Origin of the sequence: Ethanoligenens harbinense YUAN-3 (assembly GCF_000178115.2) — a bacterium.
GTDB lineage: Bacteria > Bacillota > Clostridia > Oscillospirales > Ethanoligenentaceae > Ethanoligenens > Ethanoligenens harbinense.
Genome location: NC_014828.1, coordinates 2,444,501 through 2,470,311 on the forward strand (window position 1 = coordinate 2,444,501; position 25,811 = coordinate 2,470,311).

Annotated in this window: 19 protein-coding genes; 6 read left to right on the forward strand and 13 right to left on the reverse strand. The window is 61.3% G+C overall.

Annotation, left to right across the window (positions count from 1 at the left end; translation table 11 throughout):
• Positions 1-46: 46 nt before the first annotated feature.
• The 7 genes from ftsH to ETHHA_RS11535 form a co-directional block, all read right to left on the reverse strand.
• The gene (gene ftsH, locus ETHHA_RS11505; RefSeq protein WP_013486141.1) at positions 47-1,915 is read right to left on the reverse strand and encodes an ATP-dependent zinc metalloprotease FtsH; all 1,869 of its coding nucleotides are present in this window, start codon (positions 1,913-1,915) and stop codon (positions 47-49) included.
• Positions 1,916-2,097: 182 nt separating this feature from the next.
• A complete protein-coding gene (gene hpt, locus ETHHA_RS11510) occupies positions 2,098-2,637 on the reverse strand; it encodes a hypoxanthine phosphoribosyltransferase (protein WP_013486142.1) in 540 nt (179 codons plus the stop codon).
• Positions 2,621-3,994 carry a tRNA lysidine(34) synthetase TilS gene (gene tilS / locus ETHHA_RS11515; RefSeq protein WP_013486143.1) on the reverse strand — a complete coding sequence of 458 codons (1,374 nt, stop codon included), beginning with the start codon at positions 3,992-3,994 and terminating at the stop codon, positions 2,621-2,623. The genes hpt and tilS overlap by 17 nt, the downstream gene beginning before the upstream one ends.
• Positions 3,981-5,330, reverse strand: a complete 1,350-nt coding sequence (dnaB, locus tag ETHHA_RS11520) for a replicative DNA helicase (RefSeq protein WP_013486144.1) — start codon at positions 5,328-5,330, stop codon at positions 3,981-3,983. Before dnaB ends, tilS begins: the two co-directional genes overlap by 14 nt.
• Before the next feature lie 47 nt (positions 5,331-5,377).
• Positions 5,378-5,827, reverse strand: a complete 450-nt coding sequence (gene rplI, locus ETHHA_RS11525) for a 50S ribosomal protein L9 (protein WP_013486145.1) — start codon at positions 5,825-5,827, stop codon at positions 5,378-5,380.
• Between the two features lie 135 nt (positions 5,828-5,962).
• A complete protein-coding gene (locus ETHHA_RS11530) occupies positions 5,963-7,930 on the reverse strand; it encodes a DHH family phosphoesterase (protein WP_013486146.1) in 1,968 nt (655 codons plus the stop codon).
• Between the two features lie 55 nt (positions 7,931-7,985).
• Positions 7,986-9,776, reverse strand: coding sequence for a ribonuclease J (locus tag ETHHA_RS11535; protein ID WP_013486147.1), 1,791 nt, complete (start codon positions 9,774-9,776; stop codon positions 7,986-7,988).
• A gap of 153 nt (positions 9,777-9,929) precedes the next feature.
• Here ETHHA_RS11535 and ETHHA_RS11540 point away from each other — a divergent pair, with 153 nt between their 5' ends.
• Entirely contained in the window at positions 9,930-10,229 is a 300-nt protein-coding gene (locus tag ETHHA_RS11540) for a hypothetical protein (protein ID WP_013486148.1), read from the forward strand.
• Between the two features lie 182 nt (positions 10,230-10,411).
• On the opposite strand, the gene ETHHA_RS14730 is transcribed toward ETHHA_RS11540, so the two are convergent.
• Together ETHHA_RS14730 and zupT are read right to left on the reverse strand one after the other, a co-directional pair.
• Complete coding sequence (locus tag ETHHA_RS14730) at positions 10,412-12,748, reverse strand: sugar phosphate nucleotidyltransferase (RefSeq protein WP_013486149.1); 2,337 nt, start codon at positions 12,746-12,748, stop codon at positions 10,412-10,414.
• Positions 12,749-12,879: 131 nt separating this feature from the next.
• Positions 12,880-13,659, reverse strand: a complete 780-nt coding sequence (zupT, locus tag ETHHA_RS11550; RefSeq protein ID WP_013486150.1) for a zinc transporter ZupT — start codon at positions 13,657-13,659, stop codon at positions 12,880-12,882.
• Positions 13,660-13,796: 137 nt separating this feature from the next.
• Between zupT and rnhA the strand changes: the two genes are divergently transcribed.
• From rnhA to ETHHA_RS11570, 3 genes are all read left to right on the forward strand, one after another.
• Positions 13,797-14,270 (forward strand): ribonuclease HI, encoded by a 474-nt coding sequence (gene rnhA / locus ETHHA_RS11555; protein WP_013486151.1) that lies wholly within the window; start codon positions 13,797-13,799, stop codon positions 14,268-14,270.
• 251 nt (positions 14,271-14,521) lie between these two features.
• Positions 14,522-15,697: a cysteine desulfurase NifS gene (gene nifS / locus ETHHA_RS11565; protein ID WP_013486152.1), complete on the forward strand. Its 1,176-nt coding sequence runs from the start codon at positions 14,522-14,524 to the stop codon at positions 15,695-15,697.
• A 15-nt stretch (positions 15,698-15,712) separates the two neighbouring features.
• On the forward strand, positions 15,713-16,117 hold the full coding sequence (locus tag ETHHA_RS11570) for a secondary thiamine-phosphate synthase enzyme YjbQ (protein WP_013486153.1): 405 nt from the start codon (positions 15,713-15,715) through the stop codon (positions 16,115-16,117).
• Between the two features lie 98 nt (positions 16,118-16,215).
• Here the strand turns inward: ETHHA_RS11570 and ETHHA_RS11575 are convergent, their stop codons facing one another.
• The 4 genes from ETHHA_RS11575 to ETHHA_RS11590 all read right to left on the reverse strand — a co-directional run bounded on the left by ETHHA_RS11575 (position 16,216) and on the right by ETHHA_RS11590 (position 21,122).
• Positions 16,216-17,958: an NADH-dependent [FeFe] hydrogenase, group A6 gene (locus ETHHA_RS11575; RefSeq protein WP_013486154.1), complete on the reverse strand. Its 1,743-nt coding sequence runs from the start codon at positions 17,956-17,958 to the stop codon at positions 16,216-16,218.
• On the reverse strand, positions 17,952-19,796 hold the full coding sequence (locus tag ETHHA_RS11580) for an NAD(P)-binding protein (RefSeq protein ID WP_013486155.1): 1,845 nt from the start codon (positions 19,794-19,796) through the stop codon (positions 17,952-17,954). The genes ETHHA_RS11575 and ETHHA_RS11580 overlap by 7 nt, the downstream gene beginning before the upstream one ends.
• 122 nt (positions 19,797-19,918) lie before the next feature.
• Entirely contained in the window at positions 19,919-20,305 is a 387-nt protein-coding gene (locus tag ETHHA_RS15665) for a hypothetical protein (RefSeq protein WP_137143899.1), read from the reverse strand.
• 196 nt (positions 20,306-20,501) lie between these two features.
• A complete protein-coding gene (locus ETHHA_RS11590; protein ID WP_013486156.1) occupies positions 20,502-21,122 on the reverse strand; it encodes a TetR/AcrR family transcriptional regulator in 621 nt (206 codons plus the stop codon).
• Between the two features lie 169 nt (positions 21,123-21,291).
• On the opposite strand from ETHHA_RS11590, the gene ETHHA_RS14735 reads away from it, so the two are divergent.
• Both ETHHA_RS14735 and ETHHA_RS11600 read left to right on the forward strand, forming a co-directional pair.
• Entirely contained in the window at positions 21,292-24,159 is a 2,868-nt protein-coding gene (locus ETHHA_RS14735) for an MFS transporter (RefSeq protein ID WP_013486157.1), read from the forward strand.
• A 441-nt stretch (positions 24,160-24,600) separates the two neighbouring features.
• Positions 24,601-25,770, forward strand: a complete 1,170-nt coding sequence (locus tag ETHHA_RS11600; RefSeq protein ID WP_242822125.1) for a YibE/F family protein — start codon at positions 24,601-24,603, stop codon at positions 25,768-25,770.
• Positions 25,771-25,811 lie beyond the last annotated feature (41 nt).

The following is a 25,811-nucleotide window of genomic DNA, read 5'->3' on the forward strand; positions in this document are numbered from 1 at the left end:
GCTGGAAAACAGCCCGTTGCAGGGTCGTATAAAAAGGGGCGGCCCGTCAACCCATCGCGGGCTGCACGGTCGGGGACGGCGGAATCGGCGGCTCGGTGAAGAACCGCTCGAACTCCGCGCCGGACATTTTCTCATGCTTCATCAGGAAATCGGCCACCGCTTTGAGTTTGTCCATATGCGCTTCCAGGATTTCCTTGGTCTTTTCATAGGCCGAATCGACCAGGCTTTTGATCTCGCTGTCGATCTCAGCGGCCACGTTTTCGGAATAGTTGCGCGCCTGCGCGAAATCGCGGCCTAAAAACACCTCGTCGTGGCCGGAGCCAAATACGATCGGCCCCAGGCGCTCGCTCATGCCGTAATGCGTAACCATCTTACGGGCCACGTCGGTGGCGCGCTCGATGTCGTTGGAGGCTCCGGTGGAAATATCGTCAAGCACGACGCTCTCAGCCACCCGGCCGCCAAGCAACACGCAGATTTCCTCGAACATCTCGGTTTTGGACGTATAATATTTGTCTTCCACCGGCGGGGAAAGCGTAAAACCGCCCGCCATGCCGCGCGGAATGATGGAAATCTGCTGCACGGGGTTCTGCGTGGGCAAAAAGCGCGTAGCCACCGCGTGCCCGGCCTCATGCACCGAGGTGAGCCGCTTTTCTTTCTCGGTGATAACGCGCGAGCGTTTCTCGGGGCCGACCATAACCTTGATGGCAGCCTCCTCGATATCGGTCATCATAATGACATGGCGGCTCTTGCGCGCCGCAATCAGCGCCGCTTCGTTGAGCAGGTTTTCCAAGTCGGCACCGGTGAAGCCCACCGTCGTCTTGGATATCTCCTTGAGATCCACATCCGGGGCAAGAGGCTTGCCGCGCGCATGCACCTTCAAGATTTCCTCACGGCCCTTGATGTCGGGGACGCCCACGACCACCTGCCGGTCAAACCGGCCGGGGCGCAACAGCGCGGGGTCGAGGATATCGGGGCGGTTGGTGGCGGCGATAATGATGACGCCTTCGTTCGCACCGAAGCCGTCCATCTCCACAAGCAACTGGTTCAGGGTCTGCTCACGCTCATCGTGCCCGCCGCCGAGTCCGGCGCCGCGGTGACGGCCCACCGCGTCGATCTCATCGATGAAAATGATGCAGGGGGAACTCTTTTTTGCCTGGTCGAACAGGTCGCGCACGCGAGAAGCGCCCACGCCGACAAACATTTCCACGAAATCGGAACCCGAGATGGAGAAAAACGGCACGCCCGCCTCCCCAGCGACCGCTTTGGCAAGCAGGGTTTTACCGGTACCGGGAGGGCCCACCAGCAGCACGCCTTTGGGGATGCGCGCGCCCAGCTCATTGAACTTGTGCGGGTTTTTGAGGAACTCCACGATTTCGCGCAGCTCTTCTTTTTCCTCGTCGGCGCCGGCCACATCGTCAAATGTGGTCTTCTTTTTCTCGTCGGTGCCCTGCTTGACGCGCGCCTTACCGAAGGACATCACCTTGCCGCCCCCGGCACCGCCCGCCTGATTGAGCATAAACACCCAGAACACGATCATGATGATGGCCAGCACCAGCACGGGCAGATAGCCGAACCACCAAGGCGCCTGCCACGCCTGAATGTAATCGTAGGTGATACGGTTGTCCGGATTCTGCGTGTTGTACTGGTTCACCAGCGGCTGGATCTCATTTACAAACAGGTCGATATTGGGCACTGTGTACTTGATATGCTCGGTATGATTGACCGTGGCCACCAAATCACCGCTGCCGAGGTCGAGAGTAAAATCGTTGACTTTATTGTCCTCAAAATACCCCACGATGGTGGAATAAACGATCTTCTTGTCCTGCGGCTGATTCTGCTCGACAACGAAGAAAACCAATACCAGTACGGCAAACAGGATCAGATATACCCATGCGCCACGAAAATTTTTGCTCAATTCAAACTCACTCCCTGATGCCGGGCAAACACGCCCCGCAGGATAGGGGAACTCTGCATGTCACAGGTTCCTTTACGTTGTGCGTCCTGTAACAATGCGTCCGTCGGCTTGCCGCCGGGCTTGTGGTAGGACCTTTTCTATTATACACGGTAGGGCTGAAAAAAACCAGCTTGCGCGCGCGGTTATGCACCATATATTTCCGGACGCAGCAGGCCGACAAACGGCAGGTTGCGGTATTTCTCCGCATAATCCATGCCATAGCCGACCACAAAGCCGTCCGGCACGGTAAAACCGATGTATTTCGGCTCCACAGGCACCGCCCGCCCGGACGGCTTGTCGAACAGCGTGCAGATTTCCACGCTGGCCGCATGCTGGGCGCGCAGCTCGTCCTGCAGGAAGGCCAATGTGTGCCCGCTGTCCACGATATCTTCCACGATCAACACGTCGAACCCCTCCGGCGGCTGGTCGAGATCCTTGCGCACCTCAATGGCGCCATTGCTCGATACGCCGTCCCCGTAACTGGAAACCGACACAAAATCCACCGCAAGCGGCAGATCGACCGCGCGCGCAAGGTCCGCAACGAACAGGAACGCACCCTTCAGCGTGCCGACAAGCAGCAGATTCCTGTTCGCGTAATCCGCCCGGATCCGCGCGCCGAGCTCCGCCACCCGTGCGGCGATCTGCTCCTCTGTGAACAAAACCTGTTCAATATCCTCCGTCACCGGTTGCCCCTTTCCGCGTGTCCGCATCATATGCGAGAAACAGGACCCGGCGGGTGCCGGTATCCGGCGCGCAGCGCGCGTCCGGCCCGAAGCCGCCCACCCAGATGATCCCGGTTTCATCCGCCGCCACCGGCACATACGGCCGCAAAGACGGCGGAACCGCTTGCTCATTGAACAGTTTTTTTAAAGACTTTCCTACGCCGCGCCCAGCCGGATGATAGAAATCCCCCGCCCGCCGGGTACGGATGACCGCTTTACCGATTATTTTATCACAATCCAGAACGCTTTTGAAATAGCGTGCACAAAAACTTTCAAATTTTTTTACATTTGCATGCTCGACCGGCGTGACTTTCAGGCGAACCGGGCCGTTTTCCAGTACGCCGGGCGCAAGCGGCCGGCAAAACGGCGCGGGCGGTTCCTCTTTTCCTGGGGAAAACGAAAGCACTCCGCGCACGATCTCGGCAAACCAGCCGCCCCGCAGCTGCGTGCGCCCCGCGCCCGTGCGCAGCAACTGTTCCATGGCTCGCACATGCACGGCTTCGGGCCGCAGGCCGGTCGTCTGCGCGGCTGCGGCCGCCAGCGCCCGCGCGCACAACGGCGACGCGCGCAGCACCTCCGCCGCAAAACCGCCCGGCACCGCCGCAGCACGCAGAAGGGACGCGGTGAGGTCTTCCAGCACCGCCTCATCCCGCGCGAACAGGCGCATGTCGCGGGCCAAGGTACGCTCCAGCGCGGGATTGAGCGCGCGCAGAGCGGGCACCACGTCCAGCCGGATACGGTTGCGCCCATAGGCACGGGAAAAATTGGTGCTGTCTGTCACATAATTGAGACCGTGCGCTGCGCAGTAAACCTCCACCTCCGCGCGCGTGGTCTCGATGAGTGGCCGCACGATGTTCCCGCGCACCGGCGGGATGCCGCGCAGACCCGCCAGACCGGTGCCCCGCGCAAGGTTGAGCAGCATGGTTTCCACGCTGTCGCTCAAAGTATGGGCAGTGGCGATCTTCGCGCCGAGCGCTTCCGCCTGCTCCGCAAAAAAAGCGTAGCGCAACCTGCGCCCGCAAAGTTCCTCCGATTCGCCGGTGCGGGCGGCCTCGGCGCGCACGTCGGTGCGGCGCACAAAGCAGGGCACGCCCCATTCCACACAGCGCGCACGGACAAACGCTTCGTCCCGATCCGCTTCTTCTCCGCGCAGCCCGTGGTTGAGGTGGGCGGCAAACACGCGCAGCCCCCATTCCTCACGCAGCGCGCAGAGCAGGTGCAGCAGCGCCGTGGAATCGGCGCCGCCCGAAAATGCCGCCAGCACAGCGTCGCCCGGTGCGAGCAGATGGTATGTTTTCATGGTATCACGCGCCTGCATGGACCCGCTCCATCGCTGTGAACTCGGTGTGCATGCCGTCCCAGTGCAAGGGGATATCCCCCACCGCGCCGTGACGGTTTTTGCCCACAATGCAGGTCGCCTGGTTGTGGTTTTCCTCGTTCTGTTCGTAATAATCCTCACGGTAGAGGAACATAACGATATCCGCGTCCTGCTCAATGGAGCCGGACTCTCGCAGGTCGGAGAGCTGCGGGCGGTGCCCGGTGCGCGACTCGGTGCCGCGCGAGAGCTGCGAAAGCGTGAGCACCGGCACGTCGAGATCGCGCGCCATAATCTTCAGGCTCCGGGTGATCTCGGAAACCTCCTGCACGCGGTTCTCGATGCGCCGCCCGGAGGACATCAGCTGAAGGTAGTCGATGACCACGAGGTCGAGCTCGTGCAGGCGGCGGCAGCGCGCCTTGATCTCCGGCACCGTGATACCGGAGGTATCGTCGAAATAAAGCGGACATTTGGAGAGCGTGTCCGCCCCCTCGGCCAGGCGCACCCATTCGTCCGCCGCCAGTTCACCGGTGCGCAGCTTGGTGTTCTCGATGCGCGCCTGCGCCGAAAGCATACGCGAGACATTCTGCTCCGCCGACATTTCCAACGAGAAAAACGCCACCTTGCCGCCCGCGCGCGCCACATTCTGCGCGATGTTGAGCGCAAACGCCGATTTGCCCATGGCCGGGCGGGCGGCAAGCAGGATGAGGTCGGACGGGTTGAGGCCGCCGATATAGCGGTCAAGCTCCGAAAAACCGGTGGACATGCCGAGAAAATCCTTTTTGTCCGACCCGCTGATCTTTTTCAGGCGGTCGTAGGTCTCGAGGATAACCTCCTTGACATGATGCAGGCCGGTACCCTGCTTATCCTGCCGGATATCGTAAATGCGCTGCTCGGCCATGTCCACCACGGCACGCACGTCATCGGTCTCCTGCACGGCGGCACCGATGATCTCCCGCGACACCTGAATGAGGCTGCGCAGGTAATATTTGTCCTCCACGATGCGGGCGTATGCCATGGCGTTGGCCGCCGACGGCACCATCTGCATCAGCGAGAGCAGATAGGCCTTACCGCCCGCCTCGTCGTACACGCCCTCGGCCTTGAGTGCGTCGAGCAGGGTGACGAAGTCGATGGTCTGGCTGGCGGAAAACATCCGCACCATCACGGTATAGACGGCGCGGTGCTGCGCCAGATAAAAATAGGATGCCTTGAGGACATCCAAAAGCTGCGTCAGAACGCCGGGGTCGAGCAGCACGGCACCCAGCACCGACTGTTCCGCCTCCAAACTGTACGGGAGCGGCACGTTCCCCAGCAGCTCATTTGTTTCTTCGGCGGCCATGCCGTTTTCCCTCCCGGTTTCGTTTGGTTGTCTCTGCGCGAAAAGACTCAGCCCGGTTCGCCCACCTGGACGGACAGCTTCGCGCTGATTCCCGGGTGCAGGCGGATCTCGAACGGATAAGTGCCGTAGGACTTAATCTCGCCTTCGAGAACGATCTTTCGTTTGTCCACACCCACCGAGAACTGTGTCTTGACGGCGGCGGCAATCTCTTTGGCTGTTACCGCGCCGAACAGACGCCCGTTCTCACCGGCTTTGGCCGTCAGGCGCACCACCACGCCGTCCAGCTTTTGGGCCGCCGCTTCCGCCTCGGCCTTTTCCACCGCGGCTTTATGCTCTTTGGCGGCTTCGCGGCCCTTGAGGTCGTTAATGGCCTGTGCGCTGGCCTCGGCGGCCAACCCGCGCGGCAACAGAAAATTGCGGGCGTATCCGTCGGACACGTCCACCATCTGCCCGGCTTTGCCGCTGCCTTTGACATCCGCTTTCAAAATCACTTTCACGTGCAGACCCTCCGTTTCGGCGCGGCAGCGCGAAACGCCGCCGCATCGTTCGCCTTCTCGCCGGCAGATGCCGGTCGGTGGCTATCATTATAACATTCCGCGCGCAGGCGGGCAATCCCACCTGAAATTCCGCTCTTATTTGTTGCTTTCAAAATACCGGTCGAGCGCCTGGAACAGACGGTCCCGCGCCTCGGCGGGCGTGGTATCCGGTATCTGAGCGCCGGCCATGGTCAGGTGCCCGCCGCCGCCCAGCGTTTCCATCACCAGTTGCACGTTCACCGCGCCCATGCTGCGGGCGGACATCGACGTGCCGCCGCCGTCGGCATAGAGCACAAACGATGCCTGCACCCCGCGGATGGTGAGCAGATCGTCCGCCGCCTGCGGTGCGATGAGCTTGATGTCCGGATCGGGGCCACCGGTGTAGACGGCAACGGCGCAACCCTTGTAGACCTGCGCGGAGCTCACCAGCGCGGTGCGCTTCTTGTAATCATCCATGCTGCCCGCAAACACCTGCTTGACGCGGGCGGTGTCCGCCCCCTTGCGGCGAAGATAGCCCGCCGCCTCAAAGGTGCGCACGCCGGTGCGAACGGAAAAATTGCGGGTGTCCAGCGTCATGCCGGCGAGCAACGCGCTGGCCTCCACCGAGGTGACGGCGCTGTCCGCGATGTACTGCATCAGCTCCGCCACCATTTCGCTGGAGGAAGACGCATAGGTCTCATGATAGAAGATGACGGCGTTGTCAATGAAATCAACCATTTTCCGGTGGTGGTCGATGACCACCACCGTGCGCGCCACGCGGTACAGATCGGGCGATTCCACGAAGCCCTTGCGGTGGGTATCCACCACAATGAGCAGTGTGCGGCGCATGACGAGCATCAGGCATTCCTCGGGCGGGATGAACGCGTCGGCATACCCCTCCTCCTGCCGGAGCTGCTGGACAAAATCCGCGGCCAGGCAGGTCTTGAGGTTGACCACGATGCGCGCGTCGCGTCCGCGCGAGATGCAGGCCTTACGCAGGGCCACCGCAGCGCCCAGGGAATCGAGATCGGCATTGCGGTGCCCCATGATGAGCACGTTGTCGCTGCCGTCGATGAGTTCCCCGAGCGCCGAGGCGATGATGCGCGTTTTGACCTTGGTGCGCTTTTCCACTGCTTTGGACACGCCGCCGTAAAACTCAAAGCCGTTCTGCGTTTTCACGGCCGCCTGATCCCCGCCGCGGCCGAGCGACATATCCAGCGCCTGGCGGGCCATTTCCTCCGCCTGCGCGAAGGTCTTGGCCCCGCGCCCCACGCCGATGGAAAGGGTGGCGGGCATGTGCTCCGACGTGACGATCTTGCGCACAGCGTCGAGGATATCGAAGCGCGACTCCACGATCTTGCGCAGGTGCCGTTCCTCGAAGATGAACAGGTATTTGTCCCGGTCGGCGTGGCGCAGAAAGCCGGTGGTGCCGGAGACCCAGCGCACCAGCTCCCGCTCGATCTGGCTGACGATGCCGACCTTTTCGCCCTCGCGGGCGTTCTGCATCAGTTCGTCGTAATTGTCGATCATAATCATGGCCACGACCGGGCGGCTCTCGCGGAATTCGTCGGCGATGTTCTTGAGCTCGGTGTTTTCCACCCAATAGAGCGTGTAGAACCCACGGTCGGCCGGGTGGCCGTAAACGGTGAAGCGCCGTCTTCTGACCACCACGTCCACCGCCGTGCCGGGTTTTTCAAACGATGCCGGATTCAGGTTCTTCACGATGCACTTGAGGTCGGCGCCGAACTGGTCCACGCCCCCGAGGACCTGCTTACGGAACGGATCGTTGTAGAGCACGATCTCGCCGTTCTCCCCCACCACCACCAGCGGCAGCGGAAACAGTTGCAGCGCCTGCCGGTCGCGCGCGTCCAGCCCGGCGGCCGTTTTGCCGACCAGGGAACGCATGTCGTGCCGCACACCGCGCAAGCCCAGATAGACCGCAGCAATGACCACCACCGAGGCGCAGAGTTCCCCCAGCGCCACCTTGTAATCCCAGAACAGGCTGATGAGCGAGATCGCGGGCGGTACCGCAATGGCCAGCACGATGGCCGGCGTGAGCTGCCAGATGCGTTTTTTTCGTTTCATAACCGTCTTCCCCACCAGACAAAGGGCCCGCCTATGCCGCAGGCGGGCCAATCCGTCAGACTTCCATAATCACGGGCAGGATCATCGGGCTGCGCTTGGTGCGCTCATACAGCAGTTTGGAGAGCGCGTCCTTCACGCGGGACTTGATGGTGCCCCATTCGGTCACATGAGCATCGGCGCAGTCCATCAGCACGTCGCGCGCGGTCAGGCGGGTCTGCTCCATCAGCGATTCCGATTCGCGCACATACACAAATCCGCGGGAAACGATATCCGGCCCGGCGACAAGCGCACCGCTCGCGCCATCAATGGTGGCCACCACCACGATGAGGCCGTCCTGTGCAAGATGCTTGCGGTCGCGCAGCACGATGGAGCCGACATCGCCGACGCCGGTGCCGTCTACCAGCACCCGCCCGGCGGGCACGGTGCCCACGAATTTGAAATTGCCTTTATCGAATTCCATCACCTTGCCGATGTCGGTAATGATGATGTTTTTATCCGGAATGCCGATGCTGCGCGCCAGCGACGCGTTTTTCATCAAGTGCTTGTATTCGCCGTGCACCGGGATGAAATAGGTTGGCTTGCAGAGCGACATGATGATCTTGAGTTCTTCCTGCCTGGCGTGACCGGAAACATGCACTTCCTCATAGACCACTTCGGCGCCCAGCCGCATCAGCTCGTTGACCACGCGGTCCACCGTCTTCTCGTTGCCGGGAATGGGGTTGGCCGAGATGATGACGAAATCGTCCGGCCCCACCACCACCTTGCGGTGGTCGGAATAGGCCATGCGATAAAGCGCCGACATGGCCTCGCCCTGGCTGCCGGTGGTGACGATGACCATCTTTTCCTTGGGGAAACGGTCGATCTCGTCAATGTCCACCACCAGGCCCTCGGGCACGCGCAGGTAACCGAGCTCCGCGGCGATGCCGCAGACGTTGACCATGCTCCGGCCCGAAACCGCGACATGCCGCCCGTATTTCTGGGCATAGTCCACGATCTGCTGCACGCGGTGCACGTTGGACGCAAAGGTGGCGATGATAAGCCGCTTGCCCTCCGCCTTGGCAAAAAGCGTATTGAGCGCTTCGCCCACCTTCCGCTCACTGAGGGTATAGCCCGGACGCTCGGCATTGGTGGAGTCCATCAGCAGGCCGGTCACACCCTCCTTGCCCAACTCGCCGAAACGCGCCAAGTCGATCATCTCGCCGTGGATGGGCGTGCAGTCGATCTTGAAGTCGCCCGTCTGCACAAACAGGCCGCCCGGCGTGTTGATGGCCAGCGCCACCGAACCGGCGATGGAATGGTTGACGTTGATGAACTCGACCGTCATGCAGCCGAGCTTGACCGTGTCGCCCGGCTTGACGACATGCAGCTTCACTTTGCCCGTAAGGCCGTGTTCCTTCAGCTTGCCCTCCACCAGCGCAAGAGTGAGTTCGGTGCCGTAAAGCGGCATGTTCACCTGCTTGAGCACATACGGCAGCGCGCCGATATGGTCCTCGTGCCCGTGTGTAAGCACCACGCCGCGGATACGGTCCTTATTTTTGACCAGCCAGGTCACATCGGGGATGACCAGATCGACGCCGAGCATGTCGCTGTCTGGAAACGCAAGGCCGCAGTCCACGATAACGATATCGTCTCCGCACTCGTAGGCGGTGATGTTCTTACCGATCTCATTGAGCCCGCCCAGCGAAACGATGCGCAGCGGAAGCCCCGGCTTGACCGTGGGTTTGCGCCGGCCGCGATGGTAGGGACGGGGGTTCTGGCGCCGCGGGGCGGATGCCTTCGCCGCCGCGGCGGATGGTTGACCCGGGCGCTCCGGGGTTGCCGGCGTTGCCGGATTGTTTGTAGTCACAGACGATTACCTCCATGTATGAAAAAATAAAAATATCAAAGATCACGCGGCTCTTCGTGACGATAGCCGCATGCCAAAGGCAAAAATCAGACGCCCGCGCAGGGAAAGCTCTCCCCCTGCCGCGCTCGCCATATGGTTGCATGGAGGGCAAAAATGCACGCACATTTTGGTCCTCTATACAACTATACCCCGCCCCGGGTCGCTGCCGTCAAAAACGGCCGGAAACAGCCGGAAACAGCCGGAAAAGTCCTACCGGCAGCCGAAAAGGCGAACAAACCGCAAACCAAACAAGGCCAGACCTTGTTTGTAAAATCCCGAATCTTGTTCATTTCGACTAAAATGCCGCCGCGCTACGCTGCAAATACGCGGAACACGGCAAGTATTCCTGCGCTTTACGTGGGCGACATTTTCTCCCGAAAATCCGTTGGCTTTAAATTTAGAAACAAGACCTGATGAAACAGCTCAAAAACAAGGCATCCCACAGGGATGCCCCGGATAGTCAGATGAACGAACGGAAAAAACGGAAACGCCTGCCGACCGCACACGAGCGCTCGCTTTTTACACCGCTCTGCCGCCCCATGGCGGATAGTAAAACTCAAACCGGACACAACTGCACATTCAGTATATCCGCATTCTCAGCGTTTGTCAAGCGGGTCGCCGCCCCGGAGTTCCTTCTGCAGATCGATGCACAGTTCGTCGGCGGTCTCCATATCCGCCGCTTCGGCGAGAATGCGCAGGCCCTTCCCGCGCTTGAGCGGGCTGAGCAGCACCTGGCCGCGCCGCCTGGAAAGCAGCACGCCCTCGCCCTCACCCAGGAGTGCGTCGCCTGCAAACGCGCGCAGCACCTCACCGGGATTGCCCGTCAGCGGCACCGAGCGCACCGCCACGGCAAACCCGGGCAGTGCGGCGGCCGCATCGTGCAGGCGCAGACCGCCCGTTTTCAGCCAGGAGAGGATGCGCACGCCATTCTGCAGGCCGTCCCGCACCCACTGCTGGCGTGCAGCCAGCGCGCGCGCCTCCCGGTCCGCGTCGTCGGCCGGGCAGGAAAGGTAACGCAGCACCCGCCGTCCATACTGCCCGGCCAGCGTGTCCAGCACGCGCGGCGCTTCGTAGGGCAACGCCACATCCTCGCCCGCTTCGAACGCGATGCGGCAGCCCAGCGCAAGCGTGTGCAGCGGGGAAAGATAGCGTTCCTCTTCATCGAAAAACGAAGCCGCCCGGCCGGACGCGGTGAGGTGCAGCCGCAGGCCGCCGGACCGGCTCGGTCCGCCCGGCGCGCAGGACAGTTCCTCCAGCACCCCCGCCAGCCGCTGCCTGGCCTGCCGGTTGGCGCAACGCACGATGGCGTACATGCCGGCCAGCCCCCGCGGCGCCAGGCCGGCAAGTGCACGCGCATAAAACGCGCCCATGCCCGCAAGCTGTTCCGGCGCGCCGTATTCCCCCGGCAGGCAGCGCGCGATCTCTCCGGTGGAGAGATGCGCCTCGATGCTGCGCTCCCACTTGCGGCAGAGCGGCAGGCCCGCACCGTCAAACAGGCGGAGCACCGCCCGCGCGCCCGCCGCACGCGTGAAAATGCCGAGATCGGCGGCGCAGAATACCGCGGAAAACAGGAACTGCGCTTCAAACGCGCTGCCAAAATCCAGCACGCGGGCGCCCGCCGAGAGCGCGCCCGCCGAAAGCGCCTGCTTGAGCGCACGGCCGACGTTGCTGCCGTCGTCCCCCACGGCAATCAGGCCGCGCGCGGTAGCCTCCCCTGCCGCCGCACCCAGTTTTGCGCAAAACTCCGGCGTGAGGTCCACCCCCACTTCACCGGAAACACCGTCGTCATCGAACACACCGCGCCGGGCCGCACCGGATTTGATGTTCCGCGCGGCGCGGGCGCCGTCCTCCACCCGTTTGCCGGGCCAGATGCGTACGCCGGGCGCGACCACGGCGTCGCGCCCGATCACCGCTTTCGCGCCCGCCACCGCGCCCTCAAACATGGCCGCCCGCGCGCCGAGCGACGCGCCCGCACAGACCAGCGCACCGCGCAACTCGCACCGCGCGCCCACATAGGCGTCCGGCAGCAGCACCGACTGCCTCACCTTGGCGCGCGCGCCGACGGCGCAGCCGTCATCCACCACCGCAAACGGCCCGATCACGGCGTCTTCCCCGATGGTGACGTTCTCACCCAGATACACCGGCGCGTGCAGCGTATACCGCCCCGCCGGGAGCGAGCCTTTGACATACACGCCGTTTTCCGCCTGCCCCGGCAGGCGCGCGTCCACTTTGCCGTCGAGCAGGTCGAACTGGCTCTGCACATAGGCGCCGATGTCTCCTATATCGCACCAGTAGCCGCTTGTGTCAAACCCGTAAAGAGGCATGTCCGCACGCAGCATGGCGGGAAACAGATCCTTGCCGAAGTCATAGGGCCCGCCCTGCGGGATGCGCGCCAGCGCTTGCGGTGAAAGGATATAGATGCCGGTGTTCACCGCATCGGTGACCGACTGCGACCATCCGGGTTTTTCCACAAAACCGCGCACCCGGCCTTCCGGCGCCGTCACCACCAGGCCGTACTCGCGCGGATCGGCCACACGGGAGAGCAACAGCGTGGCCGCAGCTCCTTTCTCCCGGTGGAAACGCGCGGCGGCGCGCAGATCGAAATCGCAGAGCGCGTCCCCGCTGATAACCAGCACGTCTCCGTCCGCGTTTTCCAGCGCGTTCCGCACGCTGCCCGCCGTGCCCAGCGGCTCGTCCTCTTCCACAAAACGCAGCGCCACCCCGGCGCAGCGCCCGTCCGGCCAGGCGGCACGGATGGTCTCGGGCAGATAGCGCAGCGTCACCGCCGCACGGGTGATCCCGTTCTGCGCAAGCAGTTCCAATATATAAGCAAGCGCGGGCCTGCCGCACAGGCGCGCCATCGGTTTTGGACAATCGCAAGTAAGCGGACGCAGACGCGTCCCCTCGCCGCCGGCCATAATCACGGCTTCCATTCCAGCAACCTTCCCCTCATTTTTTTCGGTGCATGCGGGTCTGCATGCAAGTCCGCCGTTTTGCGGTACAGACTATAGTATTGCACCGAAAATACGTTTTTATCGCGCCGGGCCGTTCGGACACAAACCCGTCATATCGACAGAACAATCAGCGCGAACTGCATAAACGCCAGCCCCGCGAAAATTCCACCGACCGCAAAACCGGTATGCCCGGCGGCCCGCGCCGACGGGATGAGCCCCGCGAACGACAGGTAAAGCATAATGCCCGCCACCCACGCAAACAGCACGCCGAACAGCAGCGGGCTTAAAAACGGACGCAGCACCGTGAACGCCAGCAGCGCGCCCACCGGTTCTGAAAGGCCGGACAGCGCCGAAAAGGTAAACGCCTTGACACGGCTGCCGGTACCGTAATACAGCGGCGCCGACACCGCGATGCCCTCGGGGATGTTGTGCAGCGCGATGGAAACCGCCACCGGAAGCCCGATGCGCAGCCCGGCGTAGCCCGCCATAAAGGTAGCCATGCCTTCGGGCAAATTGTGCAGCGTCACCGCCACGGCGGTGACGGCGCCCACACGCGCCAGAGCCGCCGCCGTACCGCCCGTCACGGGTGTTTTCCGTTCGCGGTGAGGCAGCGCACGGTCAATGGCGGCCGCACACGCCAGCCCCGCACAGAGGAACACCAGCGTCAGCCCGTCGGCGGTCTGCGCCTGCATCTCCTGCAAAAGATGGGCCCTGGCCTGCGGCAGCAGGTCGGCCACCGACACCAGAATCATCACCCCGGCGGCAAACCCCAGCGAAAACGACAGGAACCGCCGGTTTTCCCGTTTGGAAAACAGCGCGATCAGGCTGCCCAGCGCCGTGGCCAGCCCCGCGCCCGTGGAAAGCAGAAACGCCTGCCAGAAACCCTGCATGCCGTCCCTCCGTTCTGCCCTACAGGCCACATGAATCCAATCAAACTCGATACAGAATATAGGAATTGGCATTGTATCCCACCCACACATTTGCTACAATAGGAAAAAACGAGCGGAACCGTCCGGTGGAGGATGCAATGGAACAAACGCACAAGCATGTGGAGATCTTTTCGGACGGGGCCTGCCGCGGCAACCCCGGCCCGGGCGGCTATGGCGTCATTTTGCGCTTTGGCGGCCATGAAAAGGAACTCTCTGAAGGTTTTGCCGAAACCACCAACAACCGTATGGAGCTTTCCGGCGCCATCGCGGGGCTCTCCTGCCTGAAGGAGCCGTGCGACGTCACGCTCTACAGCGATTCACAGTATGTGGTCAACGGCGTCGAAAAGGGCTGGGCCAAAAAATGGCGCGCCAACGGTTGGCGCAAAAGCGACAAATCCCCCGCGCTCAACGCGGACCTATGGGAAAAGCTGCTGGAGCTGCTGGAGCTGCACAACGTGCGCATCGTGTGGGTGAAAGGCCATGCCGGGCACCCTGAAAACGAGCGCTGCGACGCGCTGGCCGTAGAGGCGGCGCTCCGGTTCCAGCAGGGACCGGCCAAAGGCGGCGCATAACCCGCCGGGCCGCGGTTTTTTCCCTAAAGAACCGCCGATTGAACGGAAAATGCGTGGCTGGACGAAACGATTTCTCGTTCGACAAGAACAAATGCACGCGAATCCTTGCTGTATGCGGAGCATTTGGAACGCAGTCCGGACGGAAAAGCGACCGCCCGGGCATGCGCTCGGAAGCAATCAGCGGTTCCTTGAACAAACCGATGTTTTACACCGCGCCGCGCCGGAAGCGCGGCGGATTGGAGTGATCTGCCATGTCCAAATTCGTATATGCCGACAACGCCGCCACCACTGCCGTTTCCCAAGACGTGCTGCATGCCATGCTGCCCTATTTCGCGGAGCGATATGGCAACCCGTCGAGCATCTACTCGGTGGGGCGCTCGGCGCGCGAGGGCGTGGACAAAGCCCGCAGACAGACGGCGGACGCGCTCGGCGCCAAGCCCGAAGAGATCGTCTTCACGTCCGGCGGTTCGGAATCGGACAACCAGGCCATCCGCGGTGCGGCTGCCAAGTGTGCCGCCAAGGGGCGACACCTCATCACCACCGCCATCGAGCACCACGCCGTGCTGCACACCATGCGCGCGCTGGAAAAAGAAGGCTTCACCATCACCTATCTGCGGCCGGAGCCGGACGGCACCGTGTTGCCCGAGACACTGGAAGCGGCTATCCGGCCCGACACCACGCTGGTGAGCATCATGTATGCCAACAACGAGATCGGTACAATCCAGCCTATTCCCGCCTTTGTGCAAATATGCAGGGCGCGCGGCATCCTTTTTCACACCGACGCGGTGCAGGCCGTGGGGCATGTGCCCATCGACGCGGAACAGGAGGGCATTGACCTGCTCTCGCTTTCGGCGCATAAATTTCACGGCCCCAAAGGCGTCGGCGCACTTTATATCCGCAAGGGCGTGCGGCTGCCCAGCCTCATCGAGGGCGGCACGCAGGAGCGCGGGCGGCGCGCGGGCACCGAGAACACCCCCGGCATCGTGGGGTTGGGCGAGGCTCTTTTCCGTGCCGCCGCCGGGATGGAAGAGCGGATGGAACGGGTGGCCCGCCTGCGCGACCGCCTGTGCGACGGCCTGCTCGCCATCCCGCACACCCGCCTCAACGGCAGCCGCGCGCACCGGCTGGCCGGCAACCTCAACATCTCCATCGACGGCATCCAGGCCGAAGGGCTTTTGCTGCTGCTTGACCAGAACGGCATTTGCGCGTCGGCCGGCTCGGCCTGCGCCACCGGCGCGGTGCAGCCGTCGCATGTGCTCACCGCCATCGGGCTGCCGGAGGAAGCGGCCCACGCCGCGCTGCGCCTCACGCTCGACGACGTCAACACCGACGAGGACGTCGATTATATCATCGAAACCATCACGCGGCTGGTGCAGCATCTGCGCAGCCTTTCGCCGGCCTGGGGCCCGGCGCAGACGACACATTGACAGGGGGACGGCCAGATGGCTTTATTTCTGAAAACCTGCGCGTTGGAAACCATGCAGCGTGAATTCATCGACATCACCCGAACGGTGGAATTGTTTGTGCAGGAAACCGGCGTGCGGGAAGGGCTGTGCCTGGTTTTCTGTCCGCACACCACGGCGGGCGTCACCATCAACGAGAACGCCGACCCCGATGTGCTGCACGACCTGAATTATACCTTTGAGCGCGCGTTCCCCAAGCTGCCCGCCTATCTGCACATGGAGGGCAACTCGGATGCGCACATGAAGTCCACCCTCACCGGCGCGTCCGAGACCGTCATCATCCACGGCGGGCGGCTGCTGCTCGGCCGCTGGCAGGGGCTGTATTTCTGCGAATACGACGGGCCGCGCACCCGCAAGTTCCTTATCAAGGTACTGGAAGGATAGTTCCCGTTTCCCCGCAAAGCACAGCAAAGCCGCCCCTTATGGCCGAAAACCATAAGGGGCGGCTTTTACCGAAAACGGGCGGTGTGTCCGTTTTGTATTTATTTTTTCGCGGCGGCGCCGGGCATTTCCCAGGCGTCATGCGCCGTATGGAGCAGCTCATGTGCGCGATGCGAGAGCGGTTTGTCCAGATAGTCACGGTACACCTGCACGATGGACGGGTTTTCATGTGAAAACCGCAGCGCGCTGATATTATCCAGCCCGTAGAGGGTCTCCGCGCGGACGCCCGCCCGCTCCTCGCCCTCGGCGATGGGCTGCCCCCCGCCGCCTGAGCAGCCGCCGGGGCAGGCCATGATCTCCACGAAATCGTACTGCACATCGCCTTTGCGCAAGGCTTCCACCAGCCGACGGGCGTTGCCCAGACCACTGGCCACCGCTACACGCACCGTGGTGCCCGCGATGTCGATGGCCGCTTCCTTCCAGCCGTCCATTCCCCGCACGTTTCCAAACGCGTCGGGCTCCGGATTTTTTCCGGTGACCAGATAGTAGGCCGAGCGCAGGGCCGCTTCCATCACGCCGCCCGTGGCGCCGAAAATCACGCCCGCGCCGCTGCCCACGCCAAGCGGCTGGTCGAACTCCTCCTCCGGCAGCTCCCCCGGGTGGATATCCTCCGCGCGGATCATGCGGTCGATCTCCCGCGTCGTGAGCACGATGTCCACATCCGGCCCCGCTCCCGCTGTGTCCATGGTGGGCAAGGCGGCTTCCTGTTTTTTAGCCAGGCACGGCATGACGGAAATGGAGCAGATGCGTTCCGGCTCCACATCCAACAGCTTGGCATAATAGCTTTTCGTGATGGCGCCGAACATCTGCTGCGGTGATTTCGCAGTGGAAAGCTGGCGCACCATGTCCGGATACTGCGATTTCAGAAAGCGCACCCAACCGGGACAGCAGGAAGTGAACATGGGGAACGTTTCGTTTTCCCGGTTCCGGAGCTTTGCGAGGAACTCACTTCCCTCCTCCATGATGGTGAGATCGGCGCTGAACGTAGTGTCGAAGATATAACGGAACCCGATCTTGCGCAGCGCGGCCACCAGCCGTTTGGCGGTCGCCTGCTCCCGCGGCAGACCAAGTGATTCGCCCCACGCGGCGCGCACGGCGGGCGCGATCTGCACCACGGTGATCGTATCCGGATCGGCCAGCGCGGCAAACGCCTTGTCGGTGTCGTCCCGCTCGCGCAGCGCGCCCACCGGGCAGTGCGTGATGCACTGGCCGCAGAGCGTACAGTCCGATTCCTCCATTTTGCGGTTCTGCGACACGTCCACCGTGGTGCGCGAGCCGGTGTTGGCAATGTCCCAGATGTTCATATCCTGGATCTTGTCACAAACCTGCACGCAACGCATGCACTTGATGCACTTGGAAAAATCGCGGATGAGCGGAAACGACTTGTTCCATTCAGAGACCGGCATTTCCCGCCGGTAGGGCAGATCGAGAATACCGAGGTCGTTGGAAAGCGACTGAAGGTTGCAGTTGCCGCTGCGCGCGCAACTGGCGCAATAACAGTCGTGCTGCGAGAGGATGAGCTCCACATTGGTGCGCCGTGCCTCGCGCACGCGCGGGCTGTTGGTGGAAATGACCATGCCTTCCGCCACCTTGTTGCCGCAGGCCGTCACCAACTTCTCAATGCCCTCAATCTCCACCAGGCAAACCCGGCAGGCGCCGATCTCATTGAGGCCCTTCAGGTAGCAGAGCGTGGGGATATGAATGCCCGCCGAAGCCGCCGCTTCCAGAATGGTGGTGTCTTCGCCCGCCTGCACGGGGGTGCCGTTGATCGTCACGTTTACCATCTTTCAGACCTCCCGCCTTTGAATATTCCATAACCGAAATGGTCGCAGCGCAGGCAGCGCGACGATTCCTGCGCCGCCTCTTGGGCGGTCATGCCGCATTCCGCCAGGTCGAAATCCTGCTTGCGCTCCGCCGCCTCGCGCTCGGTAAGGTTGACCCGTCCGCACGGCAGGCGGTCGTCCAGGCAGGCGGGCGGAATCTCGACATCCGAAACGATCTCGTGGTTGAAGCCCAGATAATTGTCGATGTTGGCGGCGGCCACCTTGCCGGCCGCAATGGCCCGCACCACGGTGGACGGCCCGCTCACACAGTCGCCTCCTGCAAACAGCCCGGCCGTACCCTCCACTGTGGCGATCTGCCCCGCGGCGTTGGCCCGGATGGTCCCCCGCTGGATCGGGATGCCGAACTGCTCAAACGGGCGGTAGTCAATGCGCTGCCCCACGGCCACCACGATGAGGTCACAGGGGATGCGTTTTTCGCCCGTTTCGGCATTGAACGGGCGAGGACGCCCGCCCGCATCCGTCTTGCCGATGATCTGCGGCCGGACCCACAGCGCGGCCGCCCGGCCGTCCACATCAACCTCGATGCGCAGGGGCACTTGCAGCTCCATAACCTCGCAGCCTTCCCCGATGGCGCTCTCCACTTCTTCAGGGAGCGCGGTCATATCCGCCTTGCGGCGGCGGTAGACGAGGCCGACCGTTTCGGCACCCAGCCGCATAGAGGAACGCGCCGCGTCCATCGCCACGTTGCCGCCGCCGATCACCAGCACCCGCTTGCCGCGGACATCCGGATACTGCCCGTTGCCGATGCCGCGGAGCATCTCCACGGCGGAAATCACGCCCGGGCTGTCTTCCCCCTCGATCTCGAGCGGGCGGTTTTCATGCGCGCCGATGGCGATATACACCGCGTCGTAGTCCTTCGTCAACTCTTGGATGGAAAGCGCTCCTCCCACATCCACGCCGGCCTTCACCGTGATGCCCGTGGAGAGGATGGCGTCGATATCCTCCTGCAGACGCTCTCTCGGCAGGCGGTAGCTTGGGATGCCGTAGCGCAGCATGCCGCCGAGCAGGGGCTGCTTTTCGAACAGGGTCACCTTGTGCCCCATGAGAGAAAGATAATACGCCGCGCTCAGGCCGCTGGGCCCGGCCCCCACCACGGCCACGCGCTTGCCGGTAGCAGGCGCGCAGGCGGGCGCGGGCACGGTGCCGGCATGGTCCACGGCAAAACGTTTGAGTCCGCGGATGTTCACGGAATCGTCGATCATGTTCCGGCGGCACCGTGCCTCACACGGGTGCTCGCAGACAAACCCGCAGGCCGTGGGGAACGGATTGTCCTTGCGGATGAGGCGCACGGCGTCGGCATGGCGGCCGGCCTTTACCAGCGCCACATAGCCGGGGATATCCACCCCCGCCGGGCAGAGCGCCACGCAGGGGACCGGCTGGTTGAGACCGCAGGTGCATCGGCCGTGCGTAATGTGCTCGATATAATCGTCCCGGAAGCCGTGCACGCCTTTGAGCACCATATTGGCGGCCTCCCAGCCGATGGCACAGTCGGCGGAGGCGGCGATCACGCGCGCGGTGCGCTCGATCAGCTCCAGGGTCTGCATATCGGCCCGGTGGTCCAGCACGTCTTCCAGCAGGTTCTCCAGTTGTGCCAGCCCAATGCGGCAGGGGACGCATTTCCCGCAGGTCTGCGCCCGGCAGAATTTTAAAAACGACGCGGCCATGTCCACCGGGCAAAGCCCGGGAGGACTGGCAACGATCCGGCGCTCCAGATCGCGATACAGGTTCTCCACGACCATTTGCGCCCGGTCCGGCGTCAATATTTCCAATCGGCTCATTTCCGAAACCTCCCGGCACCTCTCGTTGTTTAGGCGATTGTGTTTAAAAAAATCAACAATTTTCCCGTTTGTTATATATAATATCATATTTTTTTTGCATCCACAATCTTTAAACCACAATTTCATGTTACCGGGAAGATGTTCCAAATGTGCACAGCACCCGCCGAGAAAAAGCCCCCGGTAATCTTCGCGGAGCACTCAACCGTATTCCGGGAAGAAACGCCGCCTGTGCCGGTCCGCTCACACGCAATGACATGCGAAACTTTCCCCGACAGCCCGTACTGAGCGGCGAAGGCGTCACGGATCTTACCGGTCTTTCGTACGCGCAGTATGTTTTGGCGCTGGATCTTTCCGAAAACAAAATCACGAAACTGAAACCGCTGATCGGCCTCAAGCGTCTGCAATTTCTCAACCCGGACAAAACCCGCGCGATTTCGCCGCACCCCGTCACACAACACCCGGCGCAGCTCGGATATCTGTCGTTCCGCAACAACTGCGTGCGGGTCCACCCGATGTGCCGCGAGGCGACTTCCATTTCTGTGCGCTCCGGTTTTCCGGCGCCGTTACGGCCCCTCTTGTGTACGAAAAGCACGACTGCTGCAAGCCTGCCTGATTTGCATCCGCCTTTTCCGGCCGTCCTTATGCCGCACCACAGCAAAACGCAGGTCAGCCGAAAGGCTGCCTGCGTTTTGTGTTGCCTGTGTGTCAGCGGTTCTCTGTCCGCGTGAGCATGGACACAATGACCTGCGCGCAATCTTGAATCAAAACCTCCGGGTCGATGCCCGGGGTCTGCCCAAAAGCCAGCTCGTCCTGAATCCGGTCCACCATATGGCATACAAGGAAAATCTGCTCGTGCGGGTGCCGGAAGGCATACCCCTGCCGGTTAATTTCCTCGGTAACCGTATCCATCAGAGCGTTTTGCATATCGGTATAATACCGGCCGACGTCCTCATCCCGGTATTGCAGCGATTTGATTTCATCATGGAACCGGCGCGTCAAATTTGTATGAAATTTGGCCAGGATATGCAGTATGTTTTCCATGGTCTGCGGGGTATCGCCTGTTTCGGACAATTTGGAAATTTCTTCTGATATATCATGCAGGATCGCATGACCGGAACGTTCTATACAGGCCAACAGGATGTCTTTCTTGTCCTGAAAATACGCATAGATCGTACCGGTGGAAAGGCCGGCTTCCGCGGCGATCTCACTGGCGTAGGTCTCAAAATATCCTTTTCGATTGAAGATGCAGTACGCGGCTTCAATGATTCGTTCTTTCTTTTCGATTGACCGCTTTTGCTGCGGAACCCGTACGGTCTTTTTGGCCATCGGTCGCACCCCTTCTTTTCAGGCGGGTTGAACTTTACTCTATATTGTAGCCGAATTCCCCCTCCGTGTCAACATGAAAATATTTTCATGTTTATATTGACTTTTACCACCTTGCGGTCGTAATATAAACATGAAAGATTTTTCATCTATATGCAAGGAGGCGATCCGATTGAAGAACACCCAAACCGGCGGCCGGCGGCGCATGGCGGGCTTTATCGCGCTGTGTCTGGCAATGTTTGTGGTGGCGCTGGACAGCACCGTCACCAATATTGCACTGCCGGATATCATGAACGCATTTCGGTCCAACCTGAACGATGCGAGCTGGATCAGCACCATTTATGTGCTGGGACTTGGCGTTTTGATCATCACATCCGCCAAGATCGCGGACCAGTTCGGGAGAAAGAAGCTGATGCTGATCGGGTTTGCGCTGTTCGGCCTGAGTTCAGCCCTGTGCGGCTTGTCGCAGTCCCTGCTGTTTTTGATTGCCATGCGGGCCGTGCAGAGCATCGGGGGGGCCATCATTTTGCCGCTTGTACTGCCGATGGGCCTTGCGCTGTTCGGCAAGGCCAAAATGCGCAGCATCTCCAGCGTGATCGGCGTGACCACCGCGATTGCCGCTGCGGGCGGGCCTGCTTTAGGCGGGCTTATCATTCAGTTTTCCAGTTGGCGGGTCATCTTCTATTTAAATGTGCCGCTCATTGTGATCGCGCTGATCCTGACGGCGACCTGCATCGACGAATCCTATGATGAAACCGCCTCCAGAAGCATTGATTTTGCAGGCATGCTTCTATTGTCCGCCGCCCTGTTTCTCTTGACGTTTGCCCTGCTGAAAGGGCAGGATTATGGCTGGCACTCCGCGTTGATCGTGTCCATGTTCGTGGGCTCCGCCGTGATGCTGACGCTGTTTCTATTGGTGGAGAGCCGGTCCCGAGCCCCCATGATGGAACTGGGCCTGTTTAAGGAACGCGCTTTCACGGCCTCCAATGTCTGTTACATGCTCGGCGGATTTGCCGTCGTCTGCCCGACTTTGATTCTGAATTACTTTTTGCAGAACATTTTGAACGACACGGCGCTGAACGCCGCGCTCATTACCATGTGGGTCTCGGCGACGGTCATCCTTTTCATGCCGCTGGGCAACCTGCTGGCCGCGAAGCTTGGAAGTGCGAAAGGCATCAATGTCCTTGGCCTGCTGCTGCTTGGCGCCGGTTCCCTCCTTCTTTCGGGCATCACGGTCCACACGTCCAGAGCGACGATGATTTTTGATATGGTGGTTTGCGGTTTTGGGCTGGGTTTTTGCTGCCAATCCATCATTACAGCGGTAAAATTCCTGCCGGTGGAAAAAAGCGGCATGGCTTCCGGCATCATCAACGCCCTCCGGCAGATCGGCACCTGCATCGGCATTGCCGTTTTGGTCAGCCTTTTAAACACCAACGTCACCACCGCGAAAACCTCTATGAAAGCGGCCGCCATCGCGGACATCCGGCGTTCCGGCATCGCAAAGCCGGTTCAATCGGTGGGCATCGCCGATATCACCGCCATTTTCGACAACAAGGATAAGACCAAACAGAACGCATTACAAAACAAGCTCACCAATGACATAAAACATGCGATGGCTTCCCTTTCCGCCGTGCCAAAGCCCTCAAACGGCACGCTGGGGACATTCTACGACGCCGCCAATACGTTGCGTGACGGAACTGCACAGGCGGCGGATGGGCAACAGGCATTACATACCGGCATCGACTCGTTATCTTCCGGGCTGAGCGGCCTGCAGGACGGCAGCCATTCCCTTTCCGCCGGGCTGGGCAGCTTGCAGACCGGCGGCAACTCGCTTTCCGCCGGGCTGGGCAGCTTGCAGACCGGCAGCAGCTCACTTTCCGCCGGACTGGGCACACTGGACCAGGGGCTGTCGCAAACGCTCTCCGGTGCGCAAACGCTGGATGCCGCAAGCAGCCAGGGCGTGCCCGCGCTGTCCTCGGGTATCGGGCAGATCAACAACGGCGCACAGCAGCTTCTGTCCCAGTTTTCGTCGGGCGGCACAGGCGATCCGACCCTTTACGATGGCGTAACCGGGGTATCCAACGGCTCCGCCAGTCTTTCGTCCAATCTGAACAATTATGTCTCGGCAGTAGATAATACCTATTATTTGATGATAACCAGCAACCCGGAAGCGACACAGCTCCTGCAAACCTATCAAAATCAGCTTGCGCAGGCGGAAGCCGCCTACTCCGCCGCGACCGGAGATGCCAAAACAGCCTATGGCCAACAGGCGCAGGCCCTGACCGGCCTCGTCACGCTCTATACGGTGGGCACAGACCCCACCGTTACGAATGAAGCGCAATTTGCCGCAAAACTGGTCGCCCTTGCACAGCAAAGCCAGACAGATCAGAATGTTGTGGCGAGTGGGGATCAGATCACCACCGGCACCGGCCAGCTTTCCGGCGCCGCACAGAAAGTCGCCGCACAATTTCAGGACGGCGGTACGTTCAAAAGCGGCATGCAGCAGATTGCAAACGGAACCGCCCAGCTCAACCAGAACGCCGAAAAACTGACCGCTTTGCAACAGGGCCTCGACCGGCTAACCAACGGGCTGCTCCAACTGAAAACCGGTTCCAGCCAACTTTTGAGCGGTTCACAAGCTCTACAGAATGGTATTGCTTCCGCAGCAAGCGGCTCCAGGGCGCTGCAAAGCGGCCTTGCCTCCGCAAATGCTGGAGGCAGTCAACTGCAGCAGGGCCTTGATTCCGCGGCCAGCGGCAGCGTTCAGTTGCGGTCCGGCTCGAGCCAATTGGTAGACGCCAGCGCAAAAATCCAGGACGGCACGGCACAGCTTGCCAAAGGCGTGGGGCTTGCCGGCCAGGCCAACGCTGTACAAACCGTTCTGAACAAAGTCAATCAATACAAAGACGACCAGACGGCGGACGCTTTTGACCGTGTTTTCCTGATTGCGGCAATTATCCTGTTTGCCACCTGTTTCATCGGTCTGTTCACAGACCGGGAAGAACATCCCGTTTCACAAGAAAAACCCCGTGCAGATTAAAGATCTCTATCCCACCAAAATAGCAATACAAACCGTTCGGGTACGCTGTTTGCGGCAAACCCGAGCGGTTTCTTTTCTCCTGAAAACCGAATCTGCGCCGCTCTTTTTCAAACCAATGGCGAAGAGATACGGCAGCAGAATATTTCCCCGCGCGCCGCCGGTGACCGCACGCTTTTATGGTGCGCCCGTAACCATTCACCAGTCCGCAGCCCGTGCGGCCGGATGCGCCCGAAGCAACGACCGCAGCTGTTTCAAAAGAGACCGCATGTAAAAGTTCACACAGATTTTACAATACCGGGATAGCATGAGCCGGTTGTCCCTGTATAATCAGTTTGACGTATGCAAGCATGAAAAAGGATGGAACAACAAGTGAGAAAAAAACAAGCATATGAAATCAAACCCGTTGGAACGTTTCACATCCGATTTTCGCATGACATTTTGGTGAGAATTTTCGCGCTGCTGGCCCTGTTTTCGCTGACGGCCATCCTGATGATCTACGCCGCCGCCGGTCTGCACACCGGTCTGGCCGGGAGGCAGGGCGCCAGTGATTATGTCAAGGCACGGGTGGAAGCAGTGCTGTCAAGCGACACCTCGCCCGACAACGCCTATCCCGAACGCAGGACCGGGGAGCAGCAGCTGCGCATCCGCATTCTGGAAGGCAGCTACAGCGGCCGGCAAATGGAGATCACCAATTATGTGAACGTGCTGCATGACATTGAGGCGCGTCAGGGCATGACCATCGTAGTGCAACTGACCCACCAGAGCGACGGCAGTCTCTCCGCCTCGGTCTACAATTACGACCGCTCCGGCGTGCTCATCCTATTCGGCGTTTGTGTTCTGGCCCTGCTCTGCATCGCGGGCGGGCTGAAAGGGGTGCAGTCCCTGTTTGGCATCCTGTTTACCGTGCTGTGCGTGGTCTTTATTCTGCTTCCATTTGTGCTCAAGGGCGCCCCCCCGATCGGTATAGCGCTCCTCGTGGTGGTTCTGGCCACCGCCGTCCATTTCATTCTGCTGGACGGTATCGGGCGGAAAACGGTGCCCGCCCTCATTTCAACTGTGGCCGGCGCGCTCTTTTCAGCCGGTGCGGCAAGCCTGGTCGGAGCCATCGCCTCGCTCAATGGATTTCATATGCAGGAGGCCGAGGCGCTGCTCTTGCAGTCTGCTCACGGGCAGATTCCCATCCACGGGCTGCTGGTTGCGGGCATCCTTATCTCGGCGCACGGTGCGGTGATGGACGTGGCCATCACCATTGCGTCGGCGGTGGACGAATTCCGCCGGGAAAGCCCGATGCACAGTGACACCGACCGTTTTCGGTTCGGCATGCGCGTTGGCCGCGATGCCATGGGCACCATGGTCAATACGCTGGTGCTGGCGTATGTCGGGTCGTCGCTCAACACGCTTTTGCTGCTGTATTCCTACGGTATCTCGTTCGCGCAGCTCATCAACACCGATCTGATCGGGGTCGAACTGCTGGAAGGCCTGGCCGGCAGTCTGGGAATCATTCTCACGGTGCCGCTGGTTGCGTTTCTGTCCGCCTTTTTGGCGGGACGGCTTCATACCGCACCAACTACGCTGCCGAAAAAGCCGGAGCCTGTGAAGCAGCCGCAGTAGCCGCGCCATTCCAACTGAATACAGAGAAGGAAAAAGCCCGT